The following is a 24580-nucleotide window of genomic DNA, read 5'->3' as shown; positions in this document are numbered from 1 at the left end:
ATTACACCGGCATCTTCATAATATCTTCAAATGAGGTCACGACTTTGTTGCGCACTTGCATCAAAGCATTAAAGGACAAGCTGGCTTTTTGGCTCGCGACCATTGCACCAACTAGGTCATCACTTTTTCCTGTTTCTACGGCCGTCATTTTTTGACTAGCCACTGATTGATGTTGATTCACTGTATCCAACACATTTGTCATCGCTTGTGAGAACGATAAAGGTGCGTTTAGTGATTGTTGATCTAAAGGATTTGCACTCACGATAAACTCTGGCGGCTGCACTTGTGCCTGCATCGCCTGCATTTTTGACAACATAAGTTGCTCTGCCGAGACCGCATGAGTAGGTTGACTTGCCATCTATTTTTTCTCCTATTAGGCAGCCGAGCCTAGTGCCGACTGTAAATCAATACCATGTTCTCGCATTGCTGCGAGCTTGTAGCGTAGCGCTCGAGTAGAGACTCCAAGCGCGTTTGCGGTTTTCGTTCGGTTTCCACCAAACTGACGTAACTTTTCCAAAATAAACTGATATTCAGCTTGCTTCTTCGCTTCTACATGACCAAAACTTGAAGTTGGCTCTGCTGTAGGAACTGACGCGACAAGCTCAATAGGCAGCATCAGGTCATGGGCTGTAATGTAATCACCATGACGCATGACCAAAGCGCGTTGAATGACATTTTCCAACTCACGAATATTGCCCGGCCAGTGATACTGACTCAGCGCACTAATCGCATCTTGGGATAGGTGACAGCGGCTGCTATCTTGATACTTTTCAATAAAGAATTGGCTAATCGGTAGAATGTCCTCTTTTCTTTCACGCAAAGGCGGCCAGTGCAGAGGCAGCACATCTAATCGATAATAAAGATCTTCACGGAACGTGCCTTTTTGAACTTCCTCACGTAAGTCTTTGTTGGTTGCCGCAATAACACGAATATCGAGCTGAACGGCTTTATGGCTACCAACACGTTCTACTTCACGCTCTTGAAGGACGCGTAACAATTTCGCTTGAACCGCAGGTGACATTTCACCAATCTCGTCAAGCAGAATCGTCCCGCCATTTGCTTCTTCAAACTTACCGCTTTGAGAATTTGTCGCTCCGGTGAACGCGCCTTTTACATGACCGAATAGCACAGCCTCTAACATTGACTCTGGAATGGCGGCACAGTTAACCGCCACAAATGGACCATTGATACGCGGAGAGTGCTCATGCACATATCGCGCCAGCACTTCTTTACCCGTTCCCGATTCACCTGTAATAAGCACACTCGCGTTAGTACATGCTGCACGATGCGCCAATTGCAGAACTTGTTTGCTTCTCCAAGACTCCGCAACAATGTTGGCCATTGGCTTACCTAACGCTTCAACACGTTTAAGCAGATTAACCAACTGATTAGATTCAAACGGGCGTAATAGATAATCAGTAGCGCCCGCTTTCATCGTCTCAGCAGCCAAGATGCCTTGTTCTTGGTCGACAATCGCAATAACAACACCCGAATTTCGCTGCTTTTGGTGACACGCGACAAACTCACGAACACACATATCCGGCAGCGTAGAGCTCACTAAAGTGATTTCTGCTCGCTCTTCAAGCAAAGCGCCTCGACCAGTACGAGTGTGTTTCGCGGTGTAACCTGCATTTTGCAACACATCCAATACTGGTTGAGCAAGAGCTTCATTTGGCTCAACCAACAAAATTTTCGTTTTCGTCATCATTGAACCTTAACTTTCGTTTGTTGATTTTGTGATTGTAGATCTGGGTGGTGTTTCGTAGCCGTATACTCGTTGTCCCTCACTAAACGCAGGGTGACACGTCGGTTTTTTGCTTGGCCATTAACCGAGTTATTGCTGGCAATTGGGTAACGTGAACCATGAGCTCGTGTTTCGATCATCGACTCGTCGACCCCAAGCTCAATCAAAGCATTGGTGACTTGCTCTGCTCGAGTACGTGACACAGAAAGGTTCGTTAAACTTGAACCAACGTTATCGGTGTGACCGTCGATGAGGATTTTGGTCACTCGATCATCCACAGATACATAGCTATACAGCGCTTCTAGTGTTGCTTTCTGTCCACGACTTAACGTCTTCTGACCAAACTCAAATGAGAGCGCCATATCCCTTGCCTCTGAAAAAGACAATTTAGGCAATCGCGCGCGACACGCATTAAATGATTTCAATGCGTTTTGAATTTGAAGAGTAGGAATCACAATCTCTGAAACAGAGGAAGCATTACTTCCTTTAAGTGACAGCGTCACCCAACTACCCGAAGCAATTGAATCCATGAATTCTTCAGCGCCTTTATTAAAGATGAAACGCTGAGACGGCTTAGTAAATTCAAGGGAACCAAATTCTTTTCTATAAAGCTCATCACCCCAAGGAGCATTTTGAGTTGTTAAAGCAATCGTTTTCCATTTATTGTTTTCATATTCTATATCGGAAATAAAATAGAATTTATTATTAGGTTCCGCTAGGAAATAAAACTTCCCATAGTCTTTATTTGATTGCAACAAGTTGCATTTGAATTTATTTCCCTCATATGTCCATTTAGAGAGGTCCATAGGGATTGTTAAGACTTCTTCTGAATATGACACTTTTGAAAAAATAAAACTGATAACAATAATTGTGTTACAAATTATCAAACGGACATGATTCATGTATATCTTACATTCCCATGACTTAAACCGTTTAATTAAATATGCCACCAAGCCGAGAGAACTGGCATAGCTAATCATTTTAATTACCTATTCTGAATATTAAAATTGGTTACAAAACGCTCAAGAGAGCACGCTTAGCCTCCAACGGAAGCTTTAAGCATAAAAAACAGTATCTTATAATTTATTTATTTGAAGTTGTTGTTACGCCATAAAGGCAATTTAAAAAATCCATAACAACTAAAACGCTCAACATTGTTATTTTATTTATTAAGCGATTTATAAAGAAAACTAACTCTTTTTAAATTTCATTAAAAGATTATGACTATATGAACAAAGCAACATGTGAACTAAAGTCACAATCTTAGAGTTTGGAGCTAAAAGATCATTAAAATTTCTGTGTAGACTACACGCCATTAAGTTAAAACACTTTCGATTGTTAACGCACGGTAAAATATAAATGGAAAATAGAGTTAGCGAGCCTATTTCTGATAGTCAACTACTTGATGTAGAATTATTAGGCAAACCTATTCATATCATTCGTGAGAAGCTCGATAATTTAATTTCAGAATCTTGCTCAAACCTTACGACTGAATTACAAAATTGGCTCAGCACAGGAAAAGTGGAAGCTAGCTTAACCTCAGTAGACTTGCACCGCTTTACATCGGTTGAGATGGACAAAGAGCAAACGTCGACCTATCAACATCAGGAAGGCGGCATGGTATTCATCCATGGTAACCCCCACACGCTAATAAAGTTGGCTGATAGATTTTATGGTGCAAGTGCAGAGCGCTCAGCCGCTACTCTGACGGCCAGTGACTTACGTTTACAAGAGCGCATCAGTCGAATCATCATCAGTTGGCTTGCTCCTGGTGAAATGTGGGACACGGGTGAGTATGAGACCCCTAGAGGTATTGGCATTAACGTTCAATTAAACATTGCGTTTGACGATCATCAAGGCTCAATTCATCTCAAGCTAGATGGTCATCTTATTCAAACGCTAATCGAGCAGCTTGAACTGCAGCCTGATACCGATTTGTTTCAACCTTTCTGTCGTTCTTTAGAGACGACCCCCGTTCGACTGAACGTTGTTCTAAGTAAAAAGAAGATGCCTTTAAGTGATGTGGTTGGCTTACAACCCAACGATATTTTACCTATTGAGCTTCTTAACACGGTTCCAGTAAGCATTGGCAACCAATCTCTATTTACAGGTCGTATTGCCGAGCAAGACGGCCAACTTGTTTTGATCTTTAACCCTGATAAGGAACCGCAGCGATGAGCGAAGCGCTAGAAACTAATGCATTCGACGCAGAAGAACTGAACTTTGATGATTTTCAATTAGAGGACTTTGAAGCCGAAGATACGCTCCAACAAGAACCAGCCACTGCGGAACGTGACCTTAGCTTTTTCAAAAGCATTCCTGTCACAGTCACGCTGGAAGTTGCGAGTAAGGAGATCCCACTTGGGGACTTAATGAAAGCGGGTGAAGGCACGGTTATCGAGTTGGAAAAGCTCAATGGCGAGCCTTTAGACGTGAAAGTAAACGGTTCTCTTATGGGCCACGCTGAAGTTGTCGTTGTCAATGATAAGTATGGACTTCGTCTGATCGATGTACATGACTCTGCATTGAGTGGCGTTGGTCAATAATCTTAGGTAGGCATCACAATGAAAAATCTGAGCGCTTGGCACCGTTGGTTACCTCTTTTGGTATTGGTGTCACTTTTGTTTGCTTTCCCAACAATGGCGGCTGACAACGGCTTAACTATCTTGTCCGTTTCTGATGGCGACACACAACAAGAATACAGCGTTAAACTGCAAATTCTGTTGTTGATGACGGCGCTCAGTTTTCTTCCAGCATTTATTTTGATGGCGACGAGCTTTACTCGAATTGTCGTTGTCCTTGCAATTTTGCGCCAAGCTCTTGGTCTTCAACAAAGCCCACCTAACAGAGTGTTGGTCGGGATCGCTCTCGCATTGACGTTACTGATTATGCGCCCTGTCTGGAGCGATATTTATGAAAATGCGTTTCAGCCATACGACAACGGCGAAATCACGCTAATACAGGCTTTTTCTGTTGCAGAGAAACCAGTGAGAGAGTTCATGTTGGCACAGACGCACCAAAGCTCTCTTGAACAAATGTTACGTATTGCCAATGAGCCTCTCGACCAAAACGTTGAGGATATTTCATTTGCCGTTGTCTTGCCTGCATTTGTCATTAGTGAACTAAAAACCGCCTTCCAAATTGGTTTTATGCTTTTCATCCCGTTTTTGGTCATCGACTTGGTTGTCGCCAGTGTCCTGATGGCAATGGGTATGATGATGCTATCACCTTTAATTGTCTCACTTCCCTTTAAGTTGGTGGTATTTGTACTCGTGGATGGTTGGGCAATGACAGTTGGCACCTTATCTGCCAGCTTCGGTTAACGAGGAGCAGTTATGACCCCAGAACTAACCGTAACGTTATTTTCCGATGCAGTATGGCTGATCATTTTGATGGTTGCCGTATTGGTTGTTCCAGGCTTAATTGTCGGTTTGTGTATCGCCGTATTTCAGGCTGCCACACAAATCAACGAGCAAACACTCAGCTTTTTGCCACGTTTGCTCGTTACCTTATTAATGGTGATTTTTGCAGGTCACTGGATGCTACGTAAGATCATGGAACTGTTTGATTTCTTGTTCCACAACATACCAGGGATGATTGGCTAATGGCCATCACATTTGCAGAGCTCTCGGCGATACTCGGTCAACTCTGGTGGCCGTTTTTTCGTGTGGGAGCCGTATTTATTTCAATGCCTTTCTTTGGTGATGCGATTATTCCTGTTTGGGTTCGTACTTTACTGGCCCTCTCGATCGTTGTCATTACTGGACCGTTAATGCCACCCATGCCACAAGTCGAGTTATTCTCTATGACTTCCCTGTTCCTTGCTTTTGAGCAAGCTATTTGGGGAGTAATGTTTGGGTTAATTTTGCACATGCTCTTTAACGTTTTCACCATGCTTGGCCAGGTGATTTCTCTGCAAATGGGCTTAGGTATGGCGATGATGAATGATCCTATTAACGGGCTTTCTGTCGCCATTTTGGGACGCATATTTCTGATTTTCTCAACCTTGTTGTTCCTCGCGCTAGAAGGACACTTACTCGTCATAGATATCGTGATTCAAAGCTTTGTTGTTTGGCCGGTCGGATCTGGTATCACATCGCTTTCTCTGCAAGGTGTTGTCAATATTTTCGGTTGGATGTTTGCCTCTTCACTCGCTTTGGCTTTGCCCGCTATTGTTTCCATGCTTCTAGCCAACATCAGTTTTGGTGTAATGAACCGAGCCGCACCATCACTTAATGTCTATGCGTTAGGTTTTCCTATGACGATGCTGCTGGGTCTATTCAGCGTATTAATCTCAGTTTCTGGTGTTCCTGGTCGCTACACGGCGCTCGTTCACGACACCATTAGACACTTGAGTAACTTTATGTTGGGGGGAGCATGAGCGATCAATCTTCTCAAGACAAAACTGAAAAAGCCTCACCGCAGAAGGTAAAGAAAGCCCGCCAGGAAGGACAAATTCCTCGCGCGAAAGAGTTTACTACTGCGGTAATATTTCTAGCGGTGGCGCTCTACTTTTACTCTCAGCTTAATAGTATTTGGGAAAGCATGTCGGGGATCTTTCGCTACAACATGATGCTGACGCGAGCCGACCTAGAAAATCCTAAACAACTTGTCGAGCAATTGGGACAAAGTTTAGCGGTCATCATCGACATGCTATTACCATTGTTTACCGTCATTATTATCGTGACCTGTGGTAGTAGCCTTGTGCTAGGCGGTTGGATGTTCCGTCCCGCGAACGTGATGCCAAAGCTGAGCAAAATTAATCCTTTGAGCGGGATAAAGCGCATTTTTTCGACCCGCTCAGTGGTTGAGCTCTTAAAGTCGACGTTCAAAGTAGCCGTGATCTTCGGCATCTTATATGGCTATTTAGACAACCACTTACAGCCATTACTTGGCATGCAAAATCTCCCGCTCAGCCAAGGTTTTTCTCTAGTAATGTCAATTCTGTTTGAAGGCTTACTCTTGATGGGCTTCGCCTTGTTGTTATTTGGGGTTATCGACATTCCTTATCAGCGTTGGGAACACCTAAAAGAACTCCGCATGACGAAACAAGAATTGAAAGAGGAATTTAAAAATAATGAAGGTCGTCCGGAAGTAAAACAACGTATTCGTCAAATACAGCAACAGTTTGCGCGCCGTAAGATCGATAAAATGGTGCCGACGGCTGACGTGATCATCACAAACCCAACGCACTACGCAGTCGCACTGAAATACGAGCCTTCGCTTTCTGACGCGCCCTTTGTCGTCGCAAAAGGCGTAGACGAAACCGCTATGCACATTCAACGTATCGCCCGAGAAAACAAAGTGGAAATCATTAACTCCCCGCCACTTACCCGTTCGATTTATCACACGACGGCGATTGAACAAGCAATCCCAAGCCAACTGTACATCGCAGTGGCACATATTCTTACTTACGTTTTGCAATTGAAAGCCTTTCGTAAAGGTGAGGGAAAAGAGCCAATTCCTTTACCTCATTTTTCGATTCCAAAACATTTGCAGCACTGATTAACCCGCGTTTATCCAAGGACACGAAAGTATGCTTAACCGGTTAAAACAACTTCAAACATCAACCAAAGGCTACGTTGGCATTCCAATCGTCTTGCTAATGATATTAGCAATGGTGATTCTTCCTTTGCCTCCTCTGCTACTGGATGCGCTGTTTACCTTTAATATCGTCTTAGCAATCCTAGTATTGCTGGTCAGCACAACCGCAAAGCGACCATTAGATTTCTCTGTTTTTCCAACTATTTTGCTGGTCGCAACATTATTACGTCTCACATTGAACGTGGCTTCTACGCGAATTGTACTCCTAGAAGGACATAATGGTGGTGACGCAGCGGGTAAGGTCATTCAAGCATTCGGTGAAGTCGTCATTGGCGGTAACTACGTCGTTGGTATGGTGGTTTTCGTCATCTTGATGATCATCAACTTCGTCGTAATCACCAAAGGTGGTGAACGTATTTCTGAGGTTTCAGCCCGCTTTACGTTGGATGCTTTACCAGGCAAACAAATGGCAATTGATGCCGACTTAAACGCTGGCCTTATCGATCAGGAAACGGCTCGCTTACGCCGTAAAGAAGTCGCCAACGAAGCCGATTTTCATGGTTCGATGGATGGTGCATCAAAGTTTGTGCGTGGCGATGCCATCGCAGGTTTGTTGATTCTGTTTATCAATATCATTGGTGGTATCAGTATTGGTGTCTTCGAGCATGGACTCGCTGCGTCTGACGCCTTTAAAACTTATGCCCTACTCACAATCGGTGATGGTCTAGTTGCTCAAATTCCTTCACTACTATTGGCAACGGCTGCCGCGATTATCGTTACGCGAATTAATGATAGCGATAATGGCATGTCGGAAACCATGCAAAAGCAATTACTGGCAACTCCTGCAACGCTATTTACTGTCGCAGGTATTATGGCGGTAATCGGTATGGTACCGGGTATGCCACACCTAGCCTTTTTTGCGTTTGCTGGCGCATTAGCGTTCGCAGGGTGGCGTCAAACCAAGAAGCCAGTGCAAGACTCCCAGATTGAAGAGGTCGAAGCACTTTCACAAGCAATGCAAGACGATGATACACCGCTGACATGGGATGATATTCCTCACGTCCAAACATTATCACTTGCGCTTGGTTACCGACTCGTCCATCTAGTCAACAAAGAACAAGGGGCTCCTTTATCACAACGTATCCGCGGTGTGCGTCGAAACCTTTCTGAACAAGTTGGCTTTTTATTACCTGAAGTTCGTATTCGTGACAATCTGAGCCTCAAGCCAAACCAATACACAATTTCTCTAAATGGCGAAGTCATTGAGCAAGGTTTTATTGAACCAGAGCGTTTAATGGCGATAGCGGTTGGCGAAACTTACGGTGAGGTAGATGGCATTTTGGGTAGCGATCCTGCTTATCAGTTGCCAGCTGTGTGGATTGAGCATCAAGATAAAGCAAAAGCACTTAATATGGGTTACCAAGTTGTCGATGATGGCACTGTTATTGCCACTCATATTAGTAAAATCATGAAGACAAACCTTGCAGAATTGTTTACGCACGACGATGTGGAAGCAATAACCCAGCGTTTGACACAACAAGCCCCGAAACTAGCAGAAGCATTAGCAGCAGCACTTAATCCAGCGCAGCAGCTGAAAGTATATCGTCAGCTTTTATTAGACCAAGTGCCACTAAAAGATATTCGCACGATTGCCAACACAATGTTGGAATCCGCGGAAAATACAAAGGACCCGATCCTACTTGCATCTGATGTGCGCTGTGCACTAAAGCGTACGCTTGTTAACTTAATTGCAGGGCAAAAGAACGAGTTAAATGTCTACGCACTGTCTGATGAGTTAGAGCAAATGCTACTAACTTCACTGCAACAAGCACAATCTTCTGGTACGGTAACACTAGATAGCTTCCCAATTGAGCCAAACATTCTTGGTCAGTTCCAACAAAACTTGCCATTGATCAGACAACAGCTTAAGCAACAGGGGCTACCTCCGATCCTTCTCGTTATGCCACAGCTGCGCCCTCTTCTAGCGCGTTACGCTCGTACATTTACACAAGGGCTGGCAGTATTGTCTTACAACGAAATCCCAGAAAACAAACAAATCAATGTGGTAGGAAACCTTGGTTAATCTTATTTCAACACATGCGATGTACGAACATTTGGTTGGTCTCGCAGTACAACATATCGTCACGGATGACGATCAATTAGTCTTTGATGCTTTAAAACACAATGATGTCCAACACGCATGCCAAGCAATTAGGGAAGCTCAATCAGGAGAAGTAGAATTCCAACACCTGACGTTGAGATTTGGTATGCGTGGAGAACAAAGTGTCTATCAATTCAAACTCTCTGAACAAATGCAGTACTGCCTGGATTTGTTCAGTCTTTACCTTGCACTAAGACAAACACAATTTCAGTTAGAAGCCTTTCATCACGACTTGATTAGTAATGTTGTCGTGCCGATTCGCGTGGATGCATTACTGTGGGAGCCTGGGGTTTATTTTCTCGAACAGACAATTCAATTCCACTCTTCTGCTTTTCAACATGTGATTCCTTCTCTTCAAGCTGATGAAACGTTATGTGATCGTGATAAAGTCGCCACACTCACCAAAAAGTTAAAAGAGAATGCATATTCACTTTGGTTTGAAGTCGCGACATCGCAAGTGAACTTCGAGCGCGTCGCAGACTTTAGTCCCGATATGATCAAATTGTCAGTCACACTAGAAGATAAAGAAGAAAGACACGCTTTCCTACCTATTGCTAAGTTCTTAAGAAAGCATAAATATACTTGGGTTGCCGGACGTGTAGCGAGTCAAACGGAACTTAACCGTTATCGTTTATTGGGTGCCAGTTATTATTTTGGTTATTTCAGCGATATCCCAACCTCTCTCTCCTTTCAGTCTTTTGATGAGGAATAGTTGAAACTCAACCATTTATATTTAAAACAGCACGATTTATTCGTGCTGTTTTTTTATTTATAACGGATAACCACAAGATCATTGGGCAATAGTTTCTTTAACTTAACTAATAAATTTAGGCTTATATGATGATTTTCCCGGTTTTCATGGAATACAAATCACTAAAAATCATCAATTTTTATCTTTTTTAGAAATTTTTTAATTTTCAAATTAATCATTAAAGCCGACCGACCGCCTCTAGTTAGTGACAAGGGAATATCCCGAGGCCTGAAAGATATAGTGACTAACTAAGGAGACTAAGATGGCTTTATCAATGCACACTAACTACGCTTCGCTTGTAACTCAAAACACAATGAACACAACAAGCGGACTTCTAAACACAGCAATGGAACGTCTAAGCACAGGCTACCGTGTGAACTCAGCTGCTGATGACGCTGCTGGTCTTCAAATTGCTAACCGTCTAGAAGCGCAAACACGCGGCATGTCAGTAGCAATGCGTAACGCACAAGACGGCATCTCTATGATGCAAACTGCTGAAGGTGCGATGGATGAAATGACAAACATCGTTTACCGTATGAACGACCTTGCTACACAATCGTTGAACGGTTCAAACAGTGCAACAGACCGTGCGTCTCTTAACAAAGAGTTCACACAGCTTACTGCAGAACTAAACAACATCGTAGACAACACTAAGTTCGGTGGTCAAAACCTTCTTAAAGGCGGCGGCTTCGGTGCAGGTGACGTAACATTCCAAATCGGTGCATCTTCTGCTGAAACATTGACTGTAAGCGCAAGCGCAGGTATCGGTGAAATCACTACTATTCTTGCTGATGCAGCAATTACAGATGGTATCGATGACGCGACTAAAGCAAAAGCAGCACTAGACAAAATCAGCGGCGCTGACGGTCTAGTAGAAAAAATTGGTAGCTCTCGTGCAGACTTCGGTGCGAACATCAACCGTCTTGAGCACACTATGGCTAACCTTGGTAACATGGTAGAAAACGTTACAGCATCTAAAGGTCGTATCATGGATACAGACTTTGCAGTAGAGTCTTCAAACATGACTAAGAACCAAATGTTGATGCAAGCAGGTACAACTGTTCTGTCTCAAACTAACCAGCTTCCAAGCATGGCAATGTCACTACTACGCTAATTACTTAGTTAATAGTGCGCTTAATTTAAATCGTCTTAATTATAAAGCCTTCCTATGGAAGGCTTTATTTTTATCTACGAATATAAATAGAGCTCGTATTATCTTTGTGAGATTCAGGCACTCTGAATCCGAACTTCAACATAATATTGAATAAAACCTTATTAAACAGTTCTAATTCTATCGTCTCTAATTTACTTCCTATTTTACTATCTCTAAGTTCAGGAAAATTGAACTTAGCTTCCTTTAAGATACTAGCTATCTCATCAGAATTGATGCTCTGTTTACTTAATAGTTTTTTGTTAATGAACTCTTCATATGCACGAGCACATTTCATCAATCGTAACGCAAATTCATTCATAACTGACATTCTTTGAAACGTAAAAAATTTAATTTTTAGTGAGAACACTTGCACATCGCACTATCAAAAATAATATCAGAACGCAATTAATGCACTCTGTAAGAATTATCTGAATCAAGCTGAAGTAAAGGCTGAATATAACGTCTAATTAAAACATCTCTCCTAATTAGAACCGTCAATACAATTAAATATTTTCTTTGTTTAGGTCGCCTTTTCTTATAAGGAAATTACTTTTTCCATGGAGGAAGGCGGAACAAACAAGGTGGAAACACCACTTCCTCCCAAGAAAACAAAATAGCTTTAAACCTTTGTTTTAATTGAATTTAATATACGGCACGCATCTTGCCACTGATAATTAAACTAAGGCGTAGCATTCAAAGTATTCAAGCCAATAAGAGATGAGAGGAGCACACCTCATGAGTTCTTTAGACCCAGTAAAAATGGCAACCCAATTCGCACAATTGGACACAAACCCATTCAAAAACCGTTACCAAGCGCAAGCTAATGTGTACCAGTCACAACTGTCAGCTTTTAATAAAGTTGAAAGCGCACTACGTGATTTTCGTACTGCAATGAAAGAGATGAATAACAGCACAAACAGCATCATCAAAAACAGTGCGACACTCTCTCAAGAAGGTAACTTTACTGCAAACGCGGATGCTAAAGCGCTAACGGGTAACTATCAGATTTTTGTAGAAAAAGTGGCAACGGCGCATCAAGTATCTACAGGTATGCCTGCAGACCTTGAGGCAACGACAGAAGTACCAACAACTGGATCTTTAGAATTCACCATCAACGGTGAAACAATGACTCTAGACTTGTCCTCCGTTGATGTTAATGGTGACGGCACTGCAACGATCAGTGATTTAGCAAGCGCGATTAACAATCACACGGATAACCCTGGCGTTAACGCCACTCTAGTTCGCTCGAATGGTCAAACACACTTTATGCTATCGAGCACTGAGACTGGTGTCGAAAATAAGATCAACGTATCTGCAACGGGTACTGGCCAAGCGTGGTTTGAAGACGCCTTCACCAACCTCAAGCAAATCAATGCTCCGCAAGATGCGGTTATGTGGCTAGGTGCAAAAGACTCAGGCCTGAAACTAACCAACGCAAGTAATACTTTTGAAGGTGTCATCGACGGTGTTGACATTACCGTATCTAAACCGCAAGCCGCGGGAGATTCGCCAATCGGTTTAAAAATTGGAGCTGATAGCGAAGGCACTAAAGAACAACTAGATAAGTTTGTGGAAACCTACAATGTCCTTGTTTCGACTATCGATCAGTACACCCAAATTGGCGGTGAAGATCAGAAACGCGGCGTGCTCGCTAGCGACTCGACATTGCGTTCTATTGAGAGTCAGTTAACGGGGTTAATCCGAGGTGAACACAATGGTATGCGCCTAAGCGAGATCGGCGTGAGCCTAGACCGCAACGGTAAAATGAAAGTTGATCAAGAAAAGTTCAAAGAAGCTCAACAAACAAATAGCGCAGGCTTAGAGGCGTTGTTTAATGGGGATGACGCTTTGCTAGATTCTCTTGACGCGATGGTAGAGCCTTTCTTGAAGTTCTCATCAGGTACCTTCAGCACGCGTAAAGACGCAATACAGTCAAGCTTAGACCGAATCAAAGATAAACAAACCAATTTAGAGCGTAAGTACGAAATGTCGTACAACCGCTATCTCAAACAATTCACTCAAATGAATTCAATTATGACCCAAATGAACCAAACCATGTCCATGTTTAATGCTCAAAAATAAGACATTTGGTTCCAAATTTAGGAGAAATATTCATGCTTATGGATTCTGGTTACGATTCGTACCAACAAGTCGATCTCGACGCTCAAGCGGCAGCAGCAAATCCACACCAATTGGTCATCATGTTAATCGATGGCCTACTCGATGAAGTTGAACGTATTCGCGGCCACCTAGCCGCAAATCGTTTGGCCGAGAAAGGGAATGGAATCAACAAATGCATGAACATCTTGATTGGACTAACAAGTGCTTTAGATGATGAAAACGGCGGTGAAATTGCGGAAAACCTACGCCAGCTGTATGACTTCTGCCAAGTCGAACTTTATTACGCTAGCGTGCAAAACGATGCAAATCGCTTGGTTAACGTTGAGCGTGTAATGGGTAACATTCGTGAAGGTTGGATGAATTTTGGACAACAAGCATAAAGTATCGCCAGAGCGATTCCGTCATTTATCTCAGCTCATCCAGTTCGCCGCAAAAACGGCCGATTGGCATGCGCTCAAGCGGTACGACTTGCAGTTGCGAGAGCTTTTGATCAGTCACAAGCCTTTTTTGAAAGATCCTAAGCTTGCACCTGAAATCCAGCGAGCGAAAACAGTGCACGCTAATGCCTTCGCAGTATTAGAGAAGTCGACCAACGAGTTAAAAAAAGAGATGAACATGGTCAATGACCATCAAGAACGCGCTATGGCCTATCAATTAGCAATGACCATGGAGCTAACTCAATGATCATACCTTCTTCAACTCAGCACTCGGGTAATTCGCCAGCTAACAATGAGGGTCACATCAAGCAAGCGAACTCGGTACACGGCTTTTCTCATGGTTTTAAATCAGGGAACAAGCAGAATGGTGAGCAAGACTTTAACTCTGCGTCAGCGGTACCGAGTTTTCACCTTACGGCCTCTACTTTGAACAGCGCAAACAAAGTACAAAGTCATGGTTTTGATACTGATGACCGCTCAGCTTCAGATCCGGATGCCAACTTGACCAGTACACCAGGGTTAACAGAATCGACTGATCTTGCAGCGCAAGCTCAAGCTTTAACCCAGGGTATGATTACCATGGCAGAGAAGCAGGCTGAGAAACTAGGAAAAGCGTCATCTTTAATGGCTGCGAGCGAAGTTAAATCTGTTGCTCAAGATTCGTCTAACGCTATGTTAAACACATCATCAAAACAAGATGTGAAGCAAAGTCTGCCGACTTCATCGAGTTCGCGTTTGCCTATCTCCGGTGCTGAGTTTCAAACTCTTTTGAATCAACCTGTTCAAGGGCAACCAACCGCCTCTCTACTTCAAGTACAAGCTCCTACAACACAACCTGCACATTCACCGGTTGCGACGAGTCATGTTCAAGCTCAAGGCTCTGAGTGGGCAGCAGTGCGTGTTGATACCACTGCCGGAAAGTGGGGCGAGCAAATGATGCAAGTTTTACATGATCGCGTGACGCTCCAAGCTCAACAAAATGTACAAGAAGCAAAAATCCGCCTAGACCCACCAGACTTAGGGAAATTGGATTTACTTGTACGTGTTGAAGGTGACCGATTGAGTGTCCACATCAACGCCAATGCCGCAGCAACACGAGAAGCTTTAATGCAAGTTTCGGAACGATTGCGTACTGAGTTACAAGAGCAAAACTTCGTTCATGTCGATGTCAATGTTGGCTCTGATCAAAACCAAGGTCGAAATGACCCACATGCAAACGAAGAAGACGCCAATATTTTCGCCGCACGAGAATCTGGTGCATTCCAAACCACGACAACAACTAACTATTCAGAACACTGGCTAAGCACTCAAGCTTAGTGAATCTTCGAGGAAAAAGGTTATGACCAAACAACAAATGATCGCCCTGTTTATCGCCATGATCATCACCAGTGCCCTCGTTTCGGCCGTCACAATTATGGGCGGAATCTGGTACTTAAACAAACACGCTCAAGAGTCACCTGACTCTGGTTCACTGATCGAAGACTCTCCACTGTCTTTTTTGGTCACAGAACAACCGACAAGTAAAGGTCCTAGCTTCCATCCTTTGGACAAAGTCGTTTTGACCGTTAAAGGCAAGAAACAGACTCACTTTGTGATGCTAGAACTGGCAATTGAGACACGCCGTCCAGAGCGTATCAAAGAGATCGATGAATACATGCCTATGGTACAAAACTCTCTATTAAAACTGTTTAGCGACAAAACGTTTGATCAGTTACAGCAAGCGGGTGCCATCGATATTCTGCAAGACGAAGTGAAGCAAACGCTTCTACTCGCTTTTGCTAAAACAGACATCGTCCGAGAAATCGACGATGTTTTGTTGACTAAATATGTTGTGCAATAACGGAGCACAACCATGTTAGACATGAATGTACAAGACACTTACACCACAGAAGAGGAAGTGACAACACCGTCACGACCAATTGATGAAAACGCATTGCTACAACGTCATCAGGTCATGGTAAAACGCGTAGTTAACCAGCTGCGCGTTCATGCCACTTCTCACTGTAGTATTGAAGATATGCAGCAGATAGGCCTTATCGCTCTAGTCGAGGCTGGACGCCGATATGGCGATGTTGACGATCCTCACTTTCCTGCTTTCGCCGTTTGTCGAGTTCGGGGAGCTATTTTAGACGAATTACGCCGACTAGATTGGCGTTCACGTAAGACTCGTCAACAAGCCCACGAGCTCAACGACGTGACTCGAGATCTCACTCGAACGTTAGGTCGAATGCCAACGGATGCCGAAATCATCCAGGCTTTAGGGACGAATGAGCAAGATTATTACAACCGCCAAAATGCCGCTCTCGCAGGCGAGATGCAAAGCCTTGACCAACTGATGGAGAGCAGCGGTGATAGCTACATTGGCGGGCAATACGATGGCATGGAACATGAACATATTCGTCGTAGTTTAGACAGTGCTTTGGGTAAATTACCTAAGCGCGATCAACTGCTCCTGACTCTGTTCTATCAACATGAACTCAACTTACACGAAATAGCTCTGGTATTGGATCTGACACCACCTCGTATATGTCAGCTTCACAAACAAGCGCTGAAACAACTCAACCAATTAATGTCCTCTTAGGAGTCACAAGATGCAAAAGTTTTTTGGAGTGCTCACTATCCTGGTGTGCGTCTTCGGTGGATATATGTGGGCCGGTGGTAGCTTAGGTGCTATCTGGCAGCCAGCCGAATTCCTTATCATTATTGGCGCCGCTGCTGGTTCTTTGATCATCGGTAATCCGCCTCATGTACTGAAAGAAATGCGTCGCCAAGTGCCAGCGACCATTAAAGGTCCAACAGAAGAGCATGAGTACTACATGGAATTAATGGCACTACTCAACAACTTGCTAGAGACAGCGAGAAATCGCGGATACAAGTTTCTGGATTCTCATATTGAGGCTCCGGAGCAAAGCTCTATGTTCCTCGCTTACCCGACGATCGCAGAAGATCATCGCCTAATTTCTTTCATTACTGACAATTTACGTTTAATGGCAATGGGACAGATGTCGCCTCATGAATTAGAGGGACTGCTAGAGCAAGAAATCGAAGCAATACAGAACGAAATGCTTTTACCTTCACGCTCACTACAGCGTACAGCAGAAGCACTACCTGGCTTCGGTATTCTTGCAGCAGTTGGTGGCATCATTATCACCATGCAAGCTATTGATGGCTCAATCGCTATGATTGGTTATCACGTTGCGGCAGCTCTCGTTGGTACATTCATTGGTATTTTCGGTTGTTACTGTGGCTTAGATCCACTAAGTAACGCCATGGCTCAGCGAGTAAAACGTAATATGACTGCTTTTGAGTGCGTTCGTGCAACCTTGGTTGCCTACGTAGCGAAAAAGCCGACATTGCTCGCCATTGACGCTGGTCGTAAACATATTCAGCTAGACATCAAACCAACATTCAACCAAATGGAGAAGTGGTTAGCTGAACAGGAGGGATAATGCAAAAACAAGAGCATGTAGTGTTCAAACGTGCCAAAGTATACAGCCATGATGAGTCGTCTCATGGCGGCGCGTGGAAAGTCGCGTTTGCTGACTTCATGATCGCCCTAATGGCGCTGTTTCTTGTACTTTGGGTTATGCAGGTGGTAGACAAAGAAGAGCGTAAAGCGATTGTTGCCCACTTGCATAGTTCAAGCGTATTCGACAAGAGTTACGGCAACCCATTTGATACGTCACAAAGTATTTCTCCTATCGACTTGGCACAGGACTCTTCTGTGCCAAGTAAACACAACTCCAACCATGTGGTAAGCTCTTACTTCAAAGGTGATGGGGATGGACCAGAAATTGATTCTTTGATTCCTGGTAACTTCGATACTCAAGAGCAACTTGCCGCACTAGCGAAAGTAATTGAGCAAATGACTGCCCAAATTAATGCGCAGGGAAATGTAAACGTCACGGTGACACCACAAGGTTTGCGTATCGTCCTTCAAGATGATTACAAACAGCATATGTTCAGCCGTGGTGGTGCAGAACTTACTCCTTTTTTTGAAGATTTACTGCTCGCACTAGCACCTGTATTTCATCGTGTTAACAACCCTCTGATCATCAGCGGACACACAGATGCAATTCCATTTAAAAAGCGTTTTGGTCGTCAATCTAACTGGGCGTTATCAGCCTCTCGAGCAGACGTAGCAAGAAATACGTTAGTTGAAGGCGGTATGCCGGATGATAGAGTAATGCAGGTAACGGGTATGTCAGATAGAGCGCTGCTTAATCCTGATGAGCCAGATTCTAGCGAAAACCGTCGTATTGAGCTGTTTGTTTTAACGACTCCTGCCGCTAAAGTGCTTGAGACCCTTTTTGGCAACCACCAAGAAAGCGAACTGCAAAAAGCGAAAGATAAGGCTGAATTCAACCAACCAGTCATTCGTCAAGAAGTCATCAATTACTCCGGCGATACCGCCACCAGCGAAGTAAAAATTCAAGAATTATAATCTTAAAAGGTCACCACTCTGATGGTGACCTCTCTAACCAAAGCCTCTGTTACTGTGACTTTTTAGTTGAGTTCTATATGCACATAACATCATCCGAAAAAAGAAAAAGCGACTTACTAAAGAAAGCCTTTTTATGGCTCATTGTCTTCGATTACCTTTTATTGGCGTTTTTCTTAACTCAGCTATCAAGTATGACACTAAACAGCGGAACCATGATCAGCTTGTTACTTGTTGTTTATAACGTCTTACTTGTTTCGCTATGTTTTCAACGAACCAACAAGCAGGACTCTTACATTATCTACCCTGTTTTGTCCGCAACGTTATTAGCATTTGTCTGCTTTCTTTACTTCTTTTTTTTAATTTAGCTCCCCGACTCGACCATTGATTTTATTTTTACTGCTTTTTCGAAGTGGTCGAGCTGATGAGTCTGAATCCACCACGTAGCCGCTTCCATCAACAGCTCTGGGTCGTCATTTTTATTAGCGAAAAACGCATAAAATGAGAGACCAACCAATTCACCTTTACTCGCGATCTTTTTGTCACAGACCTCTATAATTTTGTCTCTCAGCGAAGCCCTCATTTCTAATCCCTTAACCTAGTACATACTCACTAACCATACGGTTGAAAGAAATCAAATCAAACGAGCCTTTAATTTCAAAACGCACTCTTCCCACCTCACTCATGAAGAACTCGATTTCACAATCCAAATCAAAAGTACCAGAGGTCTCGATAGAAAATGCATTGATCTTACTGTAAGGCAAAGAAGTGTAATCCACTTTTGAGCCGGTAATCCCTTGCACATTTGCCGCTATCACTCGCTTGTTCGTAAACACCACTTGGTCACGAACTGTTTTAAAAGCAGCGAAAATAGTCTCACCATCAATCAAGAACTTAAGGAAGTCTTCTCTGGCACTAGAAACGTCAATCGGCTTAAGCTTAAATACAGAGGAATTGTCGAAATCAATCATAATTAATCCTTTGAGTGGGCGTTAGAACGAATTATCAACGTATCAGATAGCACCACTTTTGCCTACTCGCAACGCACGTTTCTGCTTGATTCGCCCAACAACGAAGCGTCACTCACTTCCACCCTTGCATCCATTGCTCAGAGTCTTTTAGGTCTTGCCAGTTCATCTCTCGGTCGCGTTTACTCATAACTGCCTCGATGACACATCTCACAACGTTACCATCTTCATCTAGTTCCATTTCCGTCACAACAAAATGCTTCTCTTTGTTTTTAGGTGAAATTGCCGTCCATTTACTGTGCAATAGTTTCTTAGGGTGGATTCTGTTCATCGCATTGTACCAATTTAACTACCATGTTGATGTATACGACTGAATACCAAGAGAGAATCAGATTTTGTTTTTGCAAACCTACAAAAGATAAAACCGCAAAAGAGATCACTCCCTTTCGCGGCCCTAACTACAATCCGACTAGGTCTTCTGACCATTCAATCGAGGGTTTAAGTACTGACTTTGTAGCAACTGTAACCCTTTACCGACCAGAACAATCACTATCGCGCCAATCAGGACAGGCGTGAAGAGAAAACTCCATCCCTGCCCAGACGCCATGATCAAAATTGGATTTGCACCCGCAGGTGGATGAGTGGTCTTCGTAATCAGCATCGCAGACACACCTAGCCCCGTCGCAATCGCTAGCGTGACCGGCGTGACGTCAACATACTGGCTAAACGCAATACCGATAGATGCCGTAATGAAGTGACCAATGATAACGTTTTTTGGTTGAGCGAGAGGGCTGCTAGGCACCCCAAACACCAACACCGCCGTAGCACCAAATGGCGCCATGAGAAGTACTACCTCAGTAAGAGATACCTCGGCGTAGGACAATACGCCAATAGCCAACGTAGCGCCAAGCCCGGCAACCAACGATAAAATTAAATTATTCATAAACACCTCAAAAGTAGACCGAATTGTCTACAAAATAAAATAGACAAATCTGTCTACCTTTGTCAATATGTATTTATGGAACTTTTTGAGGACGTAGTTATGAACAAAAAGAAACAGTTATTGATCGACACAGCTTTGTCACTGTTTTATAAACAAGGCATCAACTCTATTGGCATCAATGAAGTCCTCAATGTTTCCGGCGTGGCTAAACGCACGCTATATAACCATTTTGAGAGCAAAGAAGCGCTTATCATCGCCGCATTAGAACAACGCCACCAAGTATTTATGGAATGGTTGGAGGAAAAGCTTTCTTCAGCACAAACGTGCGCGGAGGTGATCGATCAGTTATTTACAGCACTCAACGGCTGGTTTCATGGCTCTGAAGAAAAGTTGGGCGAGTTTCGCGGTTGCTTTTTCATCAATACGTCCGCGGAATTCAGTGACGACAGTGGCGAGATCGCAACGTATTGCCGCTACCATAAACAGCAAGTCAGAGAGCTAATTCAACGCTATCTCAAATCAGACAACGCTTCATTACTCGATGCCATTTGCATCATGAAAGAGGGCGCGATCACTACCGCTTACATGACGAAAGAGTACGACAACGTCACGAAGAAATGCGTGACCATTTTGCACAAGCTTTAATGCGTTCAGGTATAGTCATTTGCGGATTAAGTATTCAAACCAAAGGCACCAATCGGTGCCTTTGGTTTTAGTTAGTGAGTGTACTTACAGCTCGTGCTCAGTACGTGCGATGATGTCCTCTTGCGCATCTGGTGATAGCGCGGTGAAGAAGGCTGAGTAACCTGCAACTCGCACGACAAGATCACGATATTGCTCTGGGTTCTTCTTCGCGGCTAACAAGGTCTCACGAGAGACGATGTTGTACTGCACGTGCCAACCTTTGTGGTGGTTGAAGAAGGTACGAATCAACATAGAAAGCTTGAGCTTATCCCCTTCAGACTCAACCGCTGCCGGGCTTAACTTCTGGTTAAGCAGCACGCCACCAAGGATCTTGTTCGCTTGGATCTTACCGACCGAGTTGTACACAGCCGTTGGACCTAAACGGTCTGAGCCAGATGACGGGCTTGCACCTTCAGCTAACGGCGTTTTCGCTTTACGACCATCTGGCGTTGCCATGGTTGAAGCACCGAATGGGACGTTTGCCGAAATACTTGATGTACCTGCGTAGTAACCGCCGCCAATTGGACCACGACCATGACGCGTATTAACGAACTGCTCTAGCTCATCAATGTACACTTGGTACGCGTCTGCCAGTAGTTGGTCTACTGCGTCATCATCGTTACCGTATTTTGGTGCAAAGTTGATAAGACGTTGGCGAAGCTGTTCGTTCTCCATGCCATCGAAATCTTCTGCCAATGCTTTTGCTAGCTGTTGTTGTGAGATAAGGGGCTGAGTGATTTGCGCATCATCGAAAACAAGATGTTTGATTGCCGCTAGGCTGTTACCCAAGTTGGCGATACCGACTTGCAAGCCAGATACCCAGTCGTATTTCGCACCGCCTTCTTTCACAGTTTTACCACGAGCCAAACAGTCATCCACCAGCGTTGAACAGAAGATGTCTTGTGCTTGCTGTTCAAGTACGCTGTCGACTACCGTATCAATCTCAATCGATTTACGGGTGTAGTAGCGGATTTGCTCTGCCCAAGAAGCTGTCACTTGCTCAAAGTTCTCAAAGTTGCCTTTTGCTAATGACTTATCGTGCCGCAAGAAAGCTTTACCTGTTGTTGCATCCACACCTTCGTTAAGTGCCGCCAGCAGGATACGAGCGAAGTTAATAAAGCTCATGCCCGTACAACGGTAACCCCATTTGCCCGGAACCGCCGTCTCGATACAGCCGATAGATGCGTAGTTGTACGCGTCTTCTTTCTCGACGCCAAGTTTGATGAATTCAGGAATGACAATCTCATCGTTGTTAAACGCAGGCATACCGAAGCCACATTTAATCACTTCAACACAGCCCATCAGGAATTCTTGGTTTAAACCTTCATGGTAACGCACACTCAAGTTAGGTTGCGTCGAACGTAACTGACCACAAGATTCCAGAATCGCCCAGGAAAGAGGATTCACTGCTTCTTCAGGCTCACCCTTTTCATTCAACTTCTGACCGCCGATACACACGTTTTGGTACAGCGGAGAACCAGCCGATGCTTTTGAGTGTGCACCAGAGCGAATCTTGTTTACTTCAAGCAACTTCAACCAGCAGCTTTGTAAAAGCTCCAGTGCGAAGTCTTTCTCAATCGTGCCGTTTTCGATATCGCGAACATAAAATTCGTTGAGGAATTGGTCCATACGACCGAAAGAAACCGAGTGACCGTTCGATTCGATTTGTAACATCAACTGAACGAAGTAGCTCAATTGCAGTGCTTGCCAGAAGTTTTCTGGAGCGTGGCTCGCGACATGACGACAGTTTGCCGCAATGCTTTCTAACTCAGCTTTGCGCAGCGGGCGCGTCTCTTCAAGCGCCATTTTCGCCGCCAATTCAGCGTAGCTCACCATGTGGTCTTGAATGGCAAGCAGTACAATTTCGACCGATTTGTAGAACTGCTCTTTCTTCAAGCCTTCAAAGGTCGAAACATCATTGTTAGCACGGTGCTGACGAACATCCTCTAACAAGCCGTTCATGCCTAGCTTCAAGATTTTCTCGTTATCCACCGCAAGGTGCGCGTCACCCGAAGTCATGTTGCCTTCGGCTTTAATGATGGTGCTGGCTAAGATTTCTTGCTGCTCATCAGTAAACAAGCCATAACAACGGTCTTGAACGGTTTTGCCACGCCAGTACGGTGTGATGCTGTGGATGCTTTGTTTATCTTCTTCAGTGACCGCAAAGCCTGCACCAGGACGGTCGGCTAGCTCATCAATTTCCGCTTCAATCCAACGTACAGTGTATTCCGGGAAAATAGGCGCAGCGCGTGCTTTGCTCGCTTGGTTACCGACGATTAACTCATCATGCTTAATCCAAATCGTACGAGTGCGTAAGTGCTCTTGCAGTGCTAGCGCACGTTGGACAATTACAGGTTTGTCTTCGTTCGCTTGATAAGCACGAGTGTATGCCTCTGCACGCTCGATACAGACAGGTGGCGTTACGATATTTACCAGTGCCGATTTGTGCGCTTTGATACGCTCAGGAAGGTAATTCAGGTCCATAGTTAACCTCTTACAATCACGTTAAGTTGGGTGTTTTCGCTTGCGTATTGCATGGCGCTTTCTAGCAGTTCTGGTTTGTTTAATGGCTTGTCAGAACACTCGTAAGGCATATCGAGCAAACGGTATTTATTGATGCCGAGCGTGTGGTACGGCAGCAAGTGAAGTTCTTGGCAGCTCTCTAGTGAAGCCGCAAAATCGATGATGTCTTTCAACTCTTCGATGGTGTCATTGAACCCCGGCACAACGGGAACGCGAATCACAATGCGTTTCGCGATAGGTGCCAGTTTTCGGAAATTGTCTTTGATGCGTTTTAGTGAACCTTTCGCCCAGCTAAGAAACTTTTCTTCATCGGTATGTTTTAAATCCGCCAACCAGCAATCAATATGCGGCGCGGCTTTTTCGACGTACTTCCACGGCACATGCATGCACGATTCAATAGCGGTAGAGACTTGGTTGTCATGCAGACGCTGCGCGAGTTCTGCCACCAAATCCGCTTGCATGAGAGGCTCACCACCGGAGAAGGTCACGCCACCTTGGCTTTGGTCGTAGAAAGGTTTGTCCTTCATCAAGGTGTCGAACAGCATGTCTGATTTTGCTTTTTCACCGCAGACGGTCAGTGCTTGCGTAGGACAGACGTTTCGCAGCGCGATCAGTTGGTCTTCTTTGATGGCTTTGCGATTGATGATGATCTGGTTGTCGATGCGTTGAATACCATCGTTCACCGTTTCACTACCCGCAGTAGATTGAGTTGTAGCTTGATAAGCAGAAACGCACAGCTGGCAATCTTCCATGCAGCTTCGCTGATCAAACAACAGTGAATGCTTTTCGCTGCGGCTTTCTGGGTTTTGACACCAAGGGCAAGACAAGCTGCATCCTTTAAGAAAAAGAATGGAACGAATGCCATCGCCATCATGGGTAGAGAATCGTTGGATATTGAAATACATCTCTGCTTGCCTCTTGGTCTGTGCTACCGCTGTGTACTTAATCCGTTTCTTGCTGGTTAAGTTTTATCAGCGGCTTTTCTTTGTTCGAACTGAAAGCTTCATTTGAGCGTTTACAAGTTTCACTTAACTTTCATTTAATGAAATTATTATAGTTTCAAATGAAATTTCAATTGATCAAAATCAAGATCTCGTTCGATTGTCAGAT

At 44.1% G+C, this 24580-nt stretch carries 29 protein-coding genes; 19 read left to right on the top strand and 10 right to left on the bottom strand.

The window, feature by feature from the left end; translation table 11 throughout:
• Window position 1: 1 nt before the first annotated feature.
• From fliE to R7Q09_RS12735, 3 genes are read right to left on the bottom strand one after another with little or no spacing between them, the layout of a single operon-like run.
• Window positions 2-358, bottom strand: a complete 357-nt coding sequence (fliE, locus tag R7Q09_RS12745; protein ID WP_005375045.1) for a flagellar hook-basal body complex protein FliE — start codon at window positions 356-358, stop codon at window positions 2-4.
• 15 nt (window positions 359-373) lie between these two features.
• Window positions 374-1705: a sigma-54 interaction domain-containing protein gene (locus R7Q09_RS12740; RefSeq protein WP_031778880.1), complete on the bottom strand. Its 1332-nt coding sequence runs from the start codon at window positions 1703-1705 to the stop codon at window positions 374-376.
• Complete coding sequence (locus tag R7Q09_RS12735; protein WP_021707593.1) at window positions 1705-2724, bottom strand: OmpA family protein; 1020 nt, start codon at window positions 2722-2724, stop codon at window positions 1705-1707. The genes R7Q09_RS12740 and R7Q09_RS12735 overlap by 1 nt, the downstream gene beginning before the upstream one ends.
• A gap of 379 nt (window positions 2725-3103) precedes the next feature.
• Here R7Q09_RS12735 and R7Q09_RS12730 point away from each other — a divergent pair, with 379 nt between their 5' ends.
• The 9 genes from R7Q09_RS12730 (at window position 3104) to lafA (ending at window position 11314) form a co-directional block, all read left to right on the top strand.
• Window positions 3104-3922, top strand: coding sequence for a FliM/FliN family flagellar motor switch protein (locus R7Q09_RS12730; RefSeq protein WP_318070890.1), 819 nt, complete (start codon window positions 3104-3106; stop codon window positions 3920-3922).
• A complete protein-coding gene (gene fliN, locus R7Q09_RS12725; protein WP_005375038.1) occupies window positions 3919-4290 on the top strand; it encodes a flagellar motor switch protein FliN in 372 nt (123 codons plus the stop codon). Before R7Q09_RS12730 ends, fliN begins: the two co-directional genes overlap by 4 nt.
• 18 nt (window positions 4291-4308) lie before the next feature.
• On the top strand, window positions 4309-5067 hold the full coding sequence (gene fliP / locus R7Q09_RS12720; RefSeq protein WP_005375037.1) for a flagellar type III secretion system pore protein FliP: 759 nt from the start codon (window positions 4309-4311) through the stop codon (window positions 5065-5067).
• 12 nt (window positions 5068-5079) lie between these two features.
• Window positions 5080-5349, top strand: a complete 270-nt coding sequence (fliQ, locus tag R7Q09_RS12715) for a flagellar biosynthesis protein FliQ (RefSeq protein ID WP_005375036.1) — start codon at window positions 5080-5082, stop codon at window positions 5347-5349.
• Entirely contained in the window at window positions 5349-6125 is a 777-nt protein-coding gene (fliR, locus tag R7Q09_RS12710) for a flagellar biosynthetic protein FliR (protein WP_005375027.1), read from the top strand. The genes fliQ and fliR overlap by 1 nt, the downstream gene beginning before the upstream one ends.
• A complete protein-coding gene (flhB, locus tag R7Q09_RS12705) occupies window positions 6122-7249 on the top strand; it encodes a flagellar biosynthesis protein FlhB (protein ID WP_005375025.1) in 1128 nt (375 codons plus the stop codon). Before fliR ends, flhB begins: the two co-directional genes overlap by 4 nt.
• Window positions 7250-7280: 31 nt before the next feature.
• On the top strand, window positions 7281-9371 hold the full coding sequence (gene flhA, locus R7Q09_RS12700) for a flagellar biosynthesis protein FlhA (protein ID WP_005375024.1): 2091 nt from the start codon (window positions 7281-7283) through the stop codon (window positions 9369-9371).
• 19 nt (window positions 9372-9390) lie between these two features.
• Window positions 9391-10161, top strand: coding sequence for an EAL domain-containing protein (locus tag R7Q09_RS12695; RefSeq protein ID WP_005375023.1), 771 nt, complete (start codon window positions 9391-9393; stop codon window positions 10159-10161).
• Window positions 10162-10462: 301 nt separating this feature from the next.
• Window positions 10463-11314: a lateral flagellin LafA gene (gene lafA / locus R7Q09_RS12690; RefSeq protein WP_005375019.1), complete on the top strand. Its 852-nt coding sequence runs from the start codon at window positions 10463-10465 to the stop codon at window positions 11312-11314.
• Between the two features lie 70 nt (window positions 11315-11384).
• Here lafA and R7Q09_RS12685 read toward each other — a convergent pair whose 3' ends face one another.
• Window positions 11385-11672 (bottom strand): hypothetical protein, encoded by a 288-nt coding sequence (locus R7Q09_RS12685; RefSeq protein WP_005375016.1) that lies wholly within the window; start codon window positions 11670-11672, stop codon window positions 11385-11387.
• Between the two features lie 416 nt (window positions 11673-12088).
• Here R7Q09_RS12685 and fliD point away from each other — a divergent pair, with 416 nt between their 5' ends.
• The 9 genes from fliD (at window position 12089) to R7Q09_RS12640 (ending at window position 18720) form a co-directional block, all read left to right on the top strand.
• Entirely contained in the window at window positions 12089-13435 is a 1347-nt protein-coding gene (gene fliD, locus R7Q09_RS12680) for a flagellar filament capping protein FliD (protein ID WP_318070891.1), read from the top strand.
• A gap of 32 nt (window positions 13436-13467) precedes the next feature.
• Window positions 13468-13854, top strand: a complete 387-nt coding sequence (gene fliS / locus R7Q09_RS12675) for a flagellar export chaperone FliS (protein ID WP_005375014.1) — start codon at window positions 13468-13470, stop codon at window positions 13852-13854.
• Window positions 13838-14158, top strand: a complete 321-nt coding sequence (locus R7Q09_RS12670; RefSeq protein WP_005375013.1) for a hypothetical protein — start codon at window positions 13838-13840, stop codon at window positions 14156-14158. The genes fliS and R7Q09_RS12670 overlap by 17 nt, the downstream gene beginning before the upstream one ends.
• The gene (locus tag R7Q09_RS12665; protein WP_262631739.1) at window positions 14155-15228 is read left to right on the top strand and encodes a flagellar hook-length control protein FliK; all 1074 of its coding nucleotides are present in this window, start codon (window positions 14155-14157) and stop codon (window positions 15226-15228) included. The genes R7Q09_RS12670 and R7Q09_RS12665 overlap by 4 nt, the downstream gene beginning before the upstream one ends.
• A gap of 22 nt (window positions 15229-15250) precedes the next feature.
• Window positions 15251-15751: a flagellar basal body-associated protein FliL gene (gene fliL, locus R7Q09_RS12660; RefSeq protein ID WP_005375011.1), complete on the top strand. Its 501-nt coding sequence runs from the start codon at window positions 15251-15253 to the stop codon at window positions 15749-15751.
• A 12-nt stretch (window positions 15752-15763) separates the two neighbouring features.
• The gene (locus R7Q09_RS12655) at window positions 15764-16492 is read left to right on the top strand and encodes a FliA/WhiG family RNA polymerase sigma factor (RefSeq protein ID WP_005375008.1); all 729 of its coding nucleotides are present in this window, start codon (window positions 15764-15766) and stop codon (window positions 16490-16492) included.
• Window positions 16493-16502: 10 nt separating this feature from the next.
• Window positions 16503-17360 (top strand): flagellar motor stator protein MotA, encoded by an 858-nt coding sequence (motA, locus tag R7Q09_RS12650; protein ID WP_005375006.1) that lies wholly within the window; start codon window positions 16503-16505, stop codon window positions 17358-17360.
• Window positions 17360-18355, top strand: a complete 996-nt coding sequence (locus R7Q09_RS12645) for a flagellar motor protein MotB (RefSeq protein WP_005375003.1) — start codon at window positions 17360-17362, stop codon at window positions 18353-18355. The genes motA and R7Q09_RS12645 overlap by 1 nt, the downstream gene beginning before the upstream one ends.
• Before the next feature lie 77 nt (window positions 18356-18432).
• Window positions 18433-18720 carry a hypothetical protein gene (locus tag R7Q09_RS12640; RefSeq protein ID WP_005375002.1) on the top strand — a complete coding sequence of 96 codons (288 nt, stop codon included), beginning with the start codon at window positions 18433-18435 and terminating at the stop codon, window positions 18718-18720.
• On the opposite strand, the gene R7Q09_RS12635 is transcribed toward R7Q09_RS12640, so the two are convergent.
• The 4 genes from R7Q09_RS12635 to R7Q09_RS12620 form a co-directional block, all read right to left on the bottom strand.
• Complete coding sequence (locus tag R7Q09_RS12635; protein WP_017634431.1) at window positions 18717-18935, bottom strand: DUF6500 family protein; 219 nt, start codon at window positions 18933-18935, stop codon at window positions 18717-18719. The two genes, R7Q09_RS12640 and R7Q09_RS12635, sit on opposite strands and share 4 nt — an antisense overlap.
• Window positions 18936-18945: 10 nt before the next feature.
• Window positions 18946-19323 (bottom strand): PH domain-containing protein, encoded by a 378-nt coding sequence (locus tag R7Q09_RS12630; RefSeq protein WP_086047234.1) that lies wholly within the window; start codon window positions 19321-19323, stop codon window positions 18946-18948.
• Window positions 19324-19435: 112 nt separating this feature from the next.
• A complete protein-coding gene (locus R7Q09_RS12625) occupies window positions 19436-19651 on the bottom strand; it encodes a TIGR02450 family Trp-rich protein (protein WP_005374999.1) in 216 nt (71 codons plus the stop codon).
• Window positions 19652-19789: 138 nt separating this feature from the next.
• The gene (locus R7Q09_RS12620; RefSeq protein ID WP_017634430.1) at window positions 19790-20263 is read right to left on the bottom strand and encodes an HPP family protein; all 474 of its coding nucleotides are present in this window, start codon (window positions 20261-20263) and stop codon (window positions 19790-19792) included.
• A gap of 99 nt (window positions 20264-20362) precedes the next feature.
• Here R7Q09_RS12620 and R7Q09_RS12615 point away from each other — a divergent pair, with 99 nt between their 5' ends.
• Window positions 20363-20908, top strand: a complete 546-nt coding sequence (locus R7Q09_RS12615; protein WP_054574902.1) for a TetR/AcrR family transcriptional regulator — start codon at window positions 20363-20365, stop codon at window positions 20906-20908.
• 84 nt (window positions 20909-20992) lie between these two features.
• Here R7Q09_RS12615 and R7Q09_RS12610 read toward each other — a convergent pair whose 3' ends face one another.
• Together R7Q09_RS12610 and R7Q09_RS12605 are read right to left on the bottom strand one after the other, a co-directional pair.
• On the bottom strand, window positions 20993-23431 hold the full coding sequence (locus R7Q09_RS12610) for a formate C-acetyltransferase/glycerol dehydratase family glycyl radical enzyme (RefSeq protein WP_318070892.1): 2439 nt from the start codon (window positions 23429-23431) through the stop codon (window positions 20993-20995).
• 2 nt (window positions 23432-23433) lie between these two features.
• Window positions 23434-24375: a glycyl-radical enzyme activating protein gene (locus R7Q09_RS12605; RefSeq protein WP_318070893.1), complete on the bottom strand. Its 942-nt coding sequence runs from the start codon at window positions 24373-24375 to the stop codon at window positions 23434-23436.
• Between the last annotated feature and the right edge of the window lie 205 nt (window positions 24376-24580).

This window comes from Vibrio sp. 2130-1 (assembly GCF_033339515.1).
This window is presented reverse-complemented; position numbering and strand designations above follow the sequence as displayed.

Excerpts from the sequence above, each read along its gene's own strand:
- fliE (WP_005375045.1), bottom strand. The coding sequence starts at position 358 with ATGGCAAGTCAACCTACTCATGCGGTCTCGGCAGAGCAACTTATGTTG.
- R7Q09_RS12740 (WP_031778880.1), bottom strand. The coding sequence starts at position 1,705 with ATGACGAAAACGAAAATTTTGTTGGTTGAGCCAAATGAAGCTCTTGCT.
- R7Q09_RS12735 (WP_021707593.1), bottom strand. The coding sequence starts at position 2,724 with ATGATTAGCTATGCCAGTTCTCTCGGCTTGGTGGCATATTTAATTAAA.
- R7Q09_RS12730 (WP_318070890.1), top strand. The coding sequence starts at position 3,104 with ATGGAAAATAGAGTTAGCGAGCCTATTTCTGATAGTCAACTACTTGAT.
- fliN (WP_005375038.1), top strand. The coding sequence starts at position 3,919 with ATGAGCGAAGCGCTAGAAACTAATGCATTCGACGCAGAAGAACTGAAC.
- fliP (WP_005375037.1), top strand. The coding sequence starts at position 4,309 with ATGAAAAATCTGAGCGCTTGGCACCGTTGGTTACCTCTTTTGGTATTG.
- fliQ (WP_005375036.1), top strand. The coding sequence starts at position 5,080 with ATGACCCCAGAACTAACCGTAACGTTATTTTCCGATGCAGTATGGCTG.
- fliR (WP_005375027.1), top strand. The coding sequence starts at position 5,349 with ATGGCCATCACATTTGCAGAGCTCTCGGCGATACTCGGTCAACTCTGG.
- flhB (WP_005375025.1), top strand. The coding sequence starts at position 6,122 with ATGAGCGATCAATCTTCTCAAGACAAAACTGAAAAAGCCTCACCGCAG.
- flhA (WP_005375024.1), top strand. The coding sequence starts at position 7,281 with ATGCTTAACCGGTTAAAACAACTTCAAACATCAACCAAAGGCTACGTT.
- R7Q09_RS12695 (WP_005375023.1), top strand. The coding sequence starts at position 9,391 with ATGTACGAACATTTGGTTGGTCTCGCAGTACAACATATCGTCACGGAT.
- lafA (WP_005375019.1), top strand. The coding sequence starts at position 10,463 with ATGGCTTTATCAATGCACACTAACTACGCTTCGCTTGTAACTCAAAAC.
- R7Q09_RS12685 (WP_005375016.1), bottom strand. The coding sequence starts at position 11,672 with ATGAATGAATTTGCGTTACGATTGATGAAATGTGCTCGTGCATATGAA.
- fliD (WP_318070891.1), top strand. The coding sequence starts at position 12,089 with ATGAGTTCTTTAGACCCAGTAAAAATGGCAACCCAATTCGCACAATTG.
- fliS (WP_005375014.1), top strand. The coding sequence starts at position 13,468 with ATGCTTATGGATTCTGGTTACGATTCGTACCAACAAGTCGATCTCGAC.
- R7Q09_RS12665 (WP_262631739.1), top strand. The coding sequence starts at position 14,155 with ATGATCATACCTTCTTCAACTCAGCACTCGGGTAATTCGCCAGCTAAC.
- fliL (WP_005375011.1), top strand. The coding sequence starts at position 15,251 with ATGACCAAACAACAAATGATCGCCCTGTTTATCGCCATGATCATCACC.
- R7Q09_RS12655 (WP_005375008.1), top strand. The coding sequence starts at position 15,764 with ATGTTAGACATGAATGTACAAGACACTTACACCACAGAAGAGGAAGTG.
- motA (WP_005375006.1), top strand. The coding sequence starts at position 16,503 with ATGCAAAAGTTTTTTGGAGTGCTCACTATCCTGGTGTGCGTCTTCGGT.
- R7Q09_RS12645 (WP_005375003.1), top strand. The coding sequence starts at position 17,360 with ATGCAAAAACAAGAGCATGTAGTGTTCAAACGTGCCAAAGTATACAGC.
- R7Q09_RS12640 (WP_005375002.1), top strand. The coding sequence starts at position 18,433 with ATGCACATAACATCATCCGAAAAAAGAAAAAGCGACTTACTAAAGAAA.
- R7Q09_RS12635 (WP_017634431.1), bottom strand. The coding sequence starts at position 18,935 with ATGAGGGCTTCGCTGAGAGACAAAATTATAGAGGTCTGTGACAAAAAG.
- R7Q09_RS12630 (WP_086047234.1), bottom strand. The coding sequence starts at position 19,323 with ATGATTGATTTCGACAATTCCTCTGTATTTAAGCTTAAGCCGATTGAC.
- R7Q09_RS12625 (WP_005374999.1), bottom strand. The coding sequence starts at position 19,651 with ATGAACAGAATCCACCCTAAGAAACTATTGCACAGTAAATGGACGGCA.
- R7Q09_RS12620 (WP_017634430.1), bottom strand. The coding sequence starts at position 20,263 with ATGAATAATTTAATTTTATCGTTGGTTGCCGGGCTTGGCGCTACGTTG.
- R7Q09_RS12615 (WP_054574902.1), top strand. The coding sequence starts at position 20,363 with ATGAACAAAAAGAAACAGTTATTGATCGACACAGCTTTGTCACTGTTT.
- R7Q09_RS12610 (WP_318070892.1), bottom strand. The coding sequence starts at position 23,431 with ATGGACCTGAATTACCTTCCTGAGCGTATCAAAGCGCACAAATCGGCA.
- R7Q09_RS12605 (WP_318070893.1), bottom strand. The coding sequence starts at position 24,375 with ATGTATTTCAATATCCAACGATTCTCTACCCATGATGGCGATGGCATT.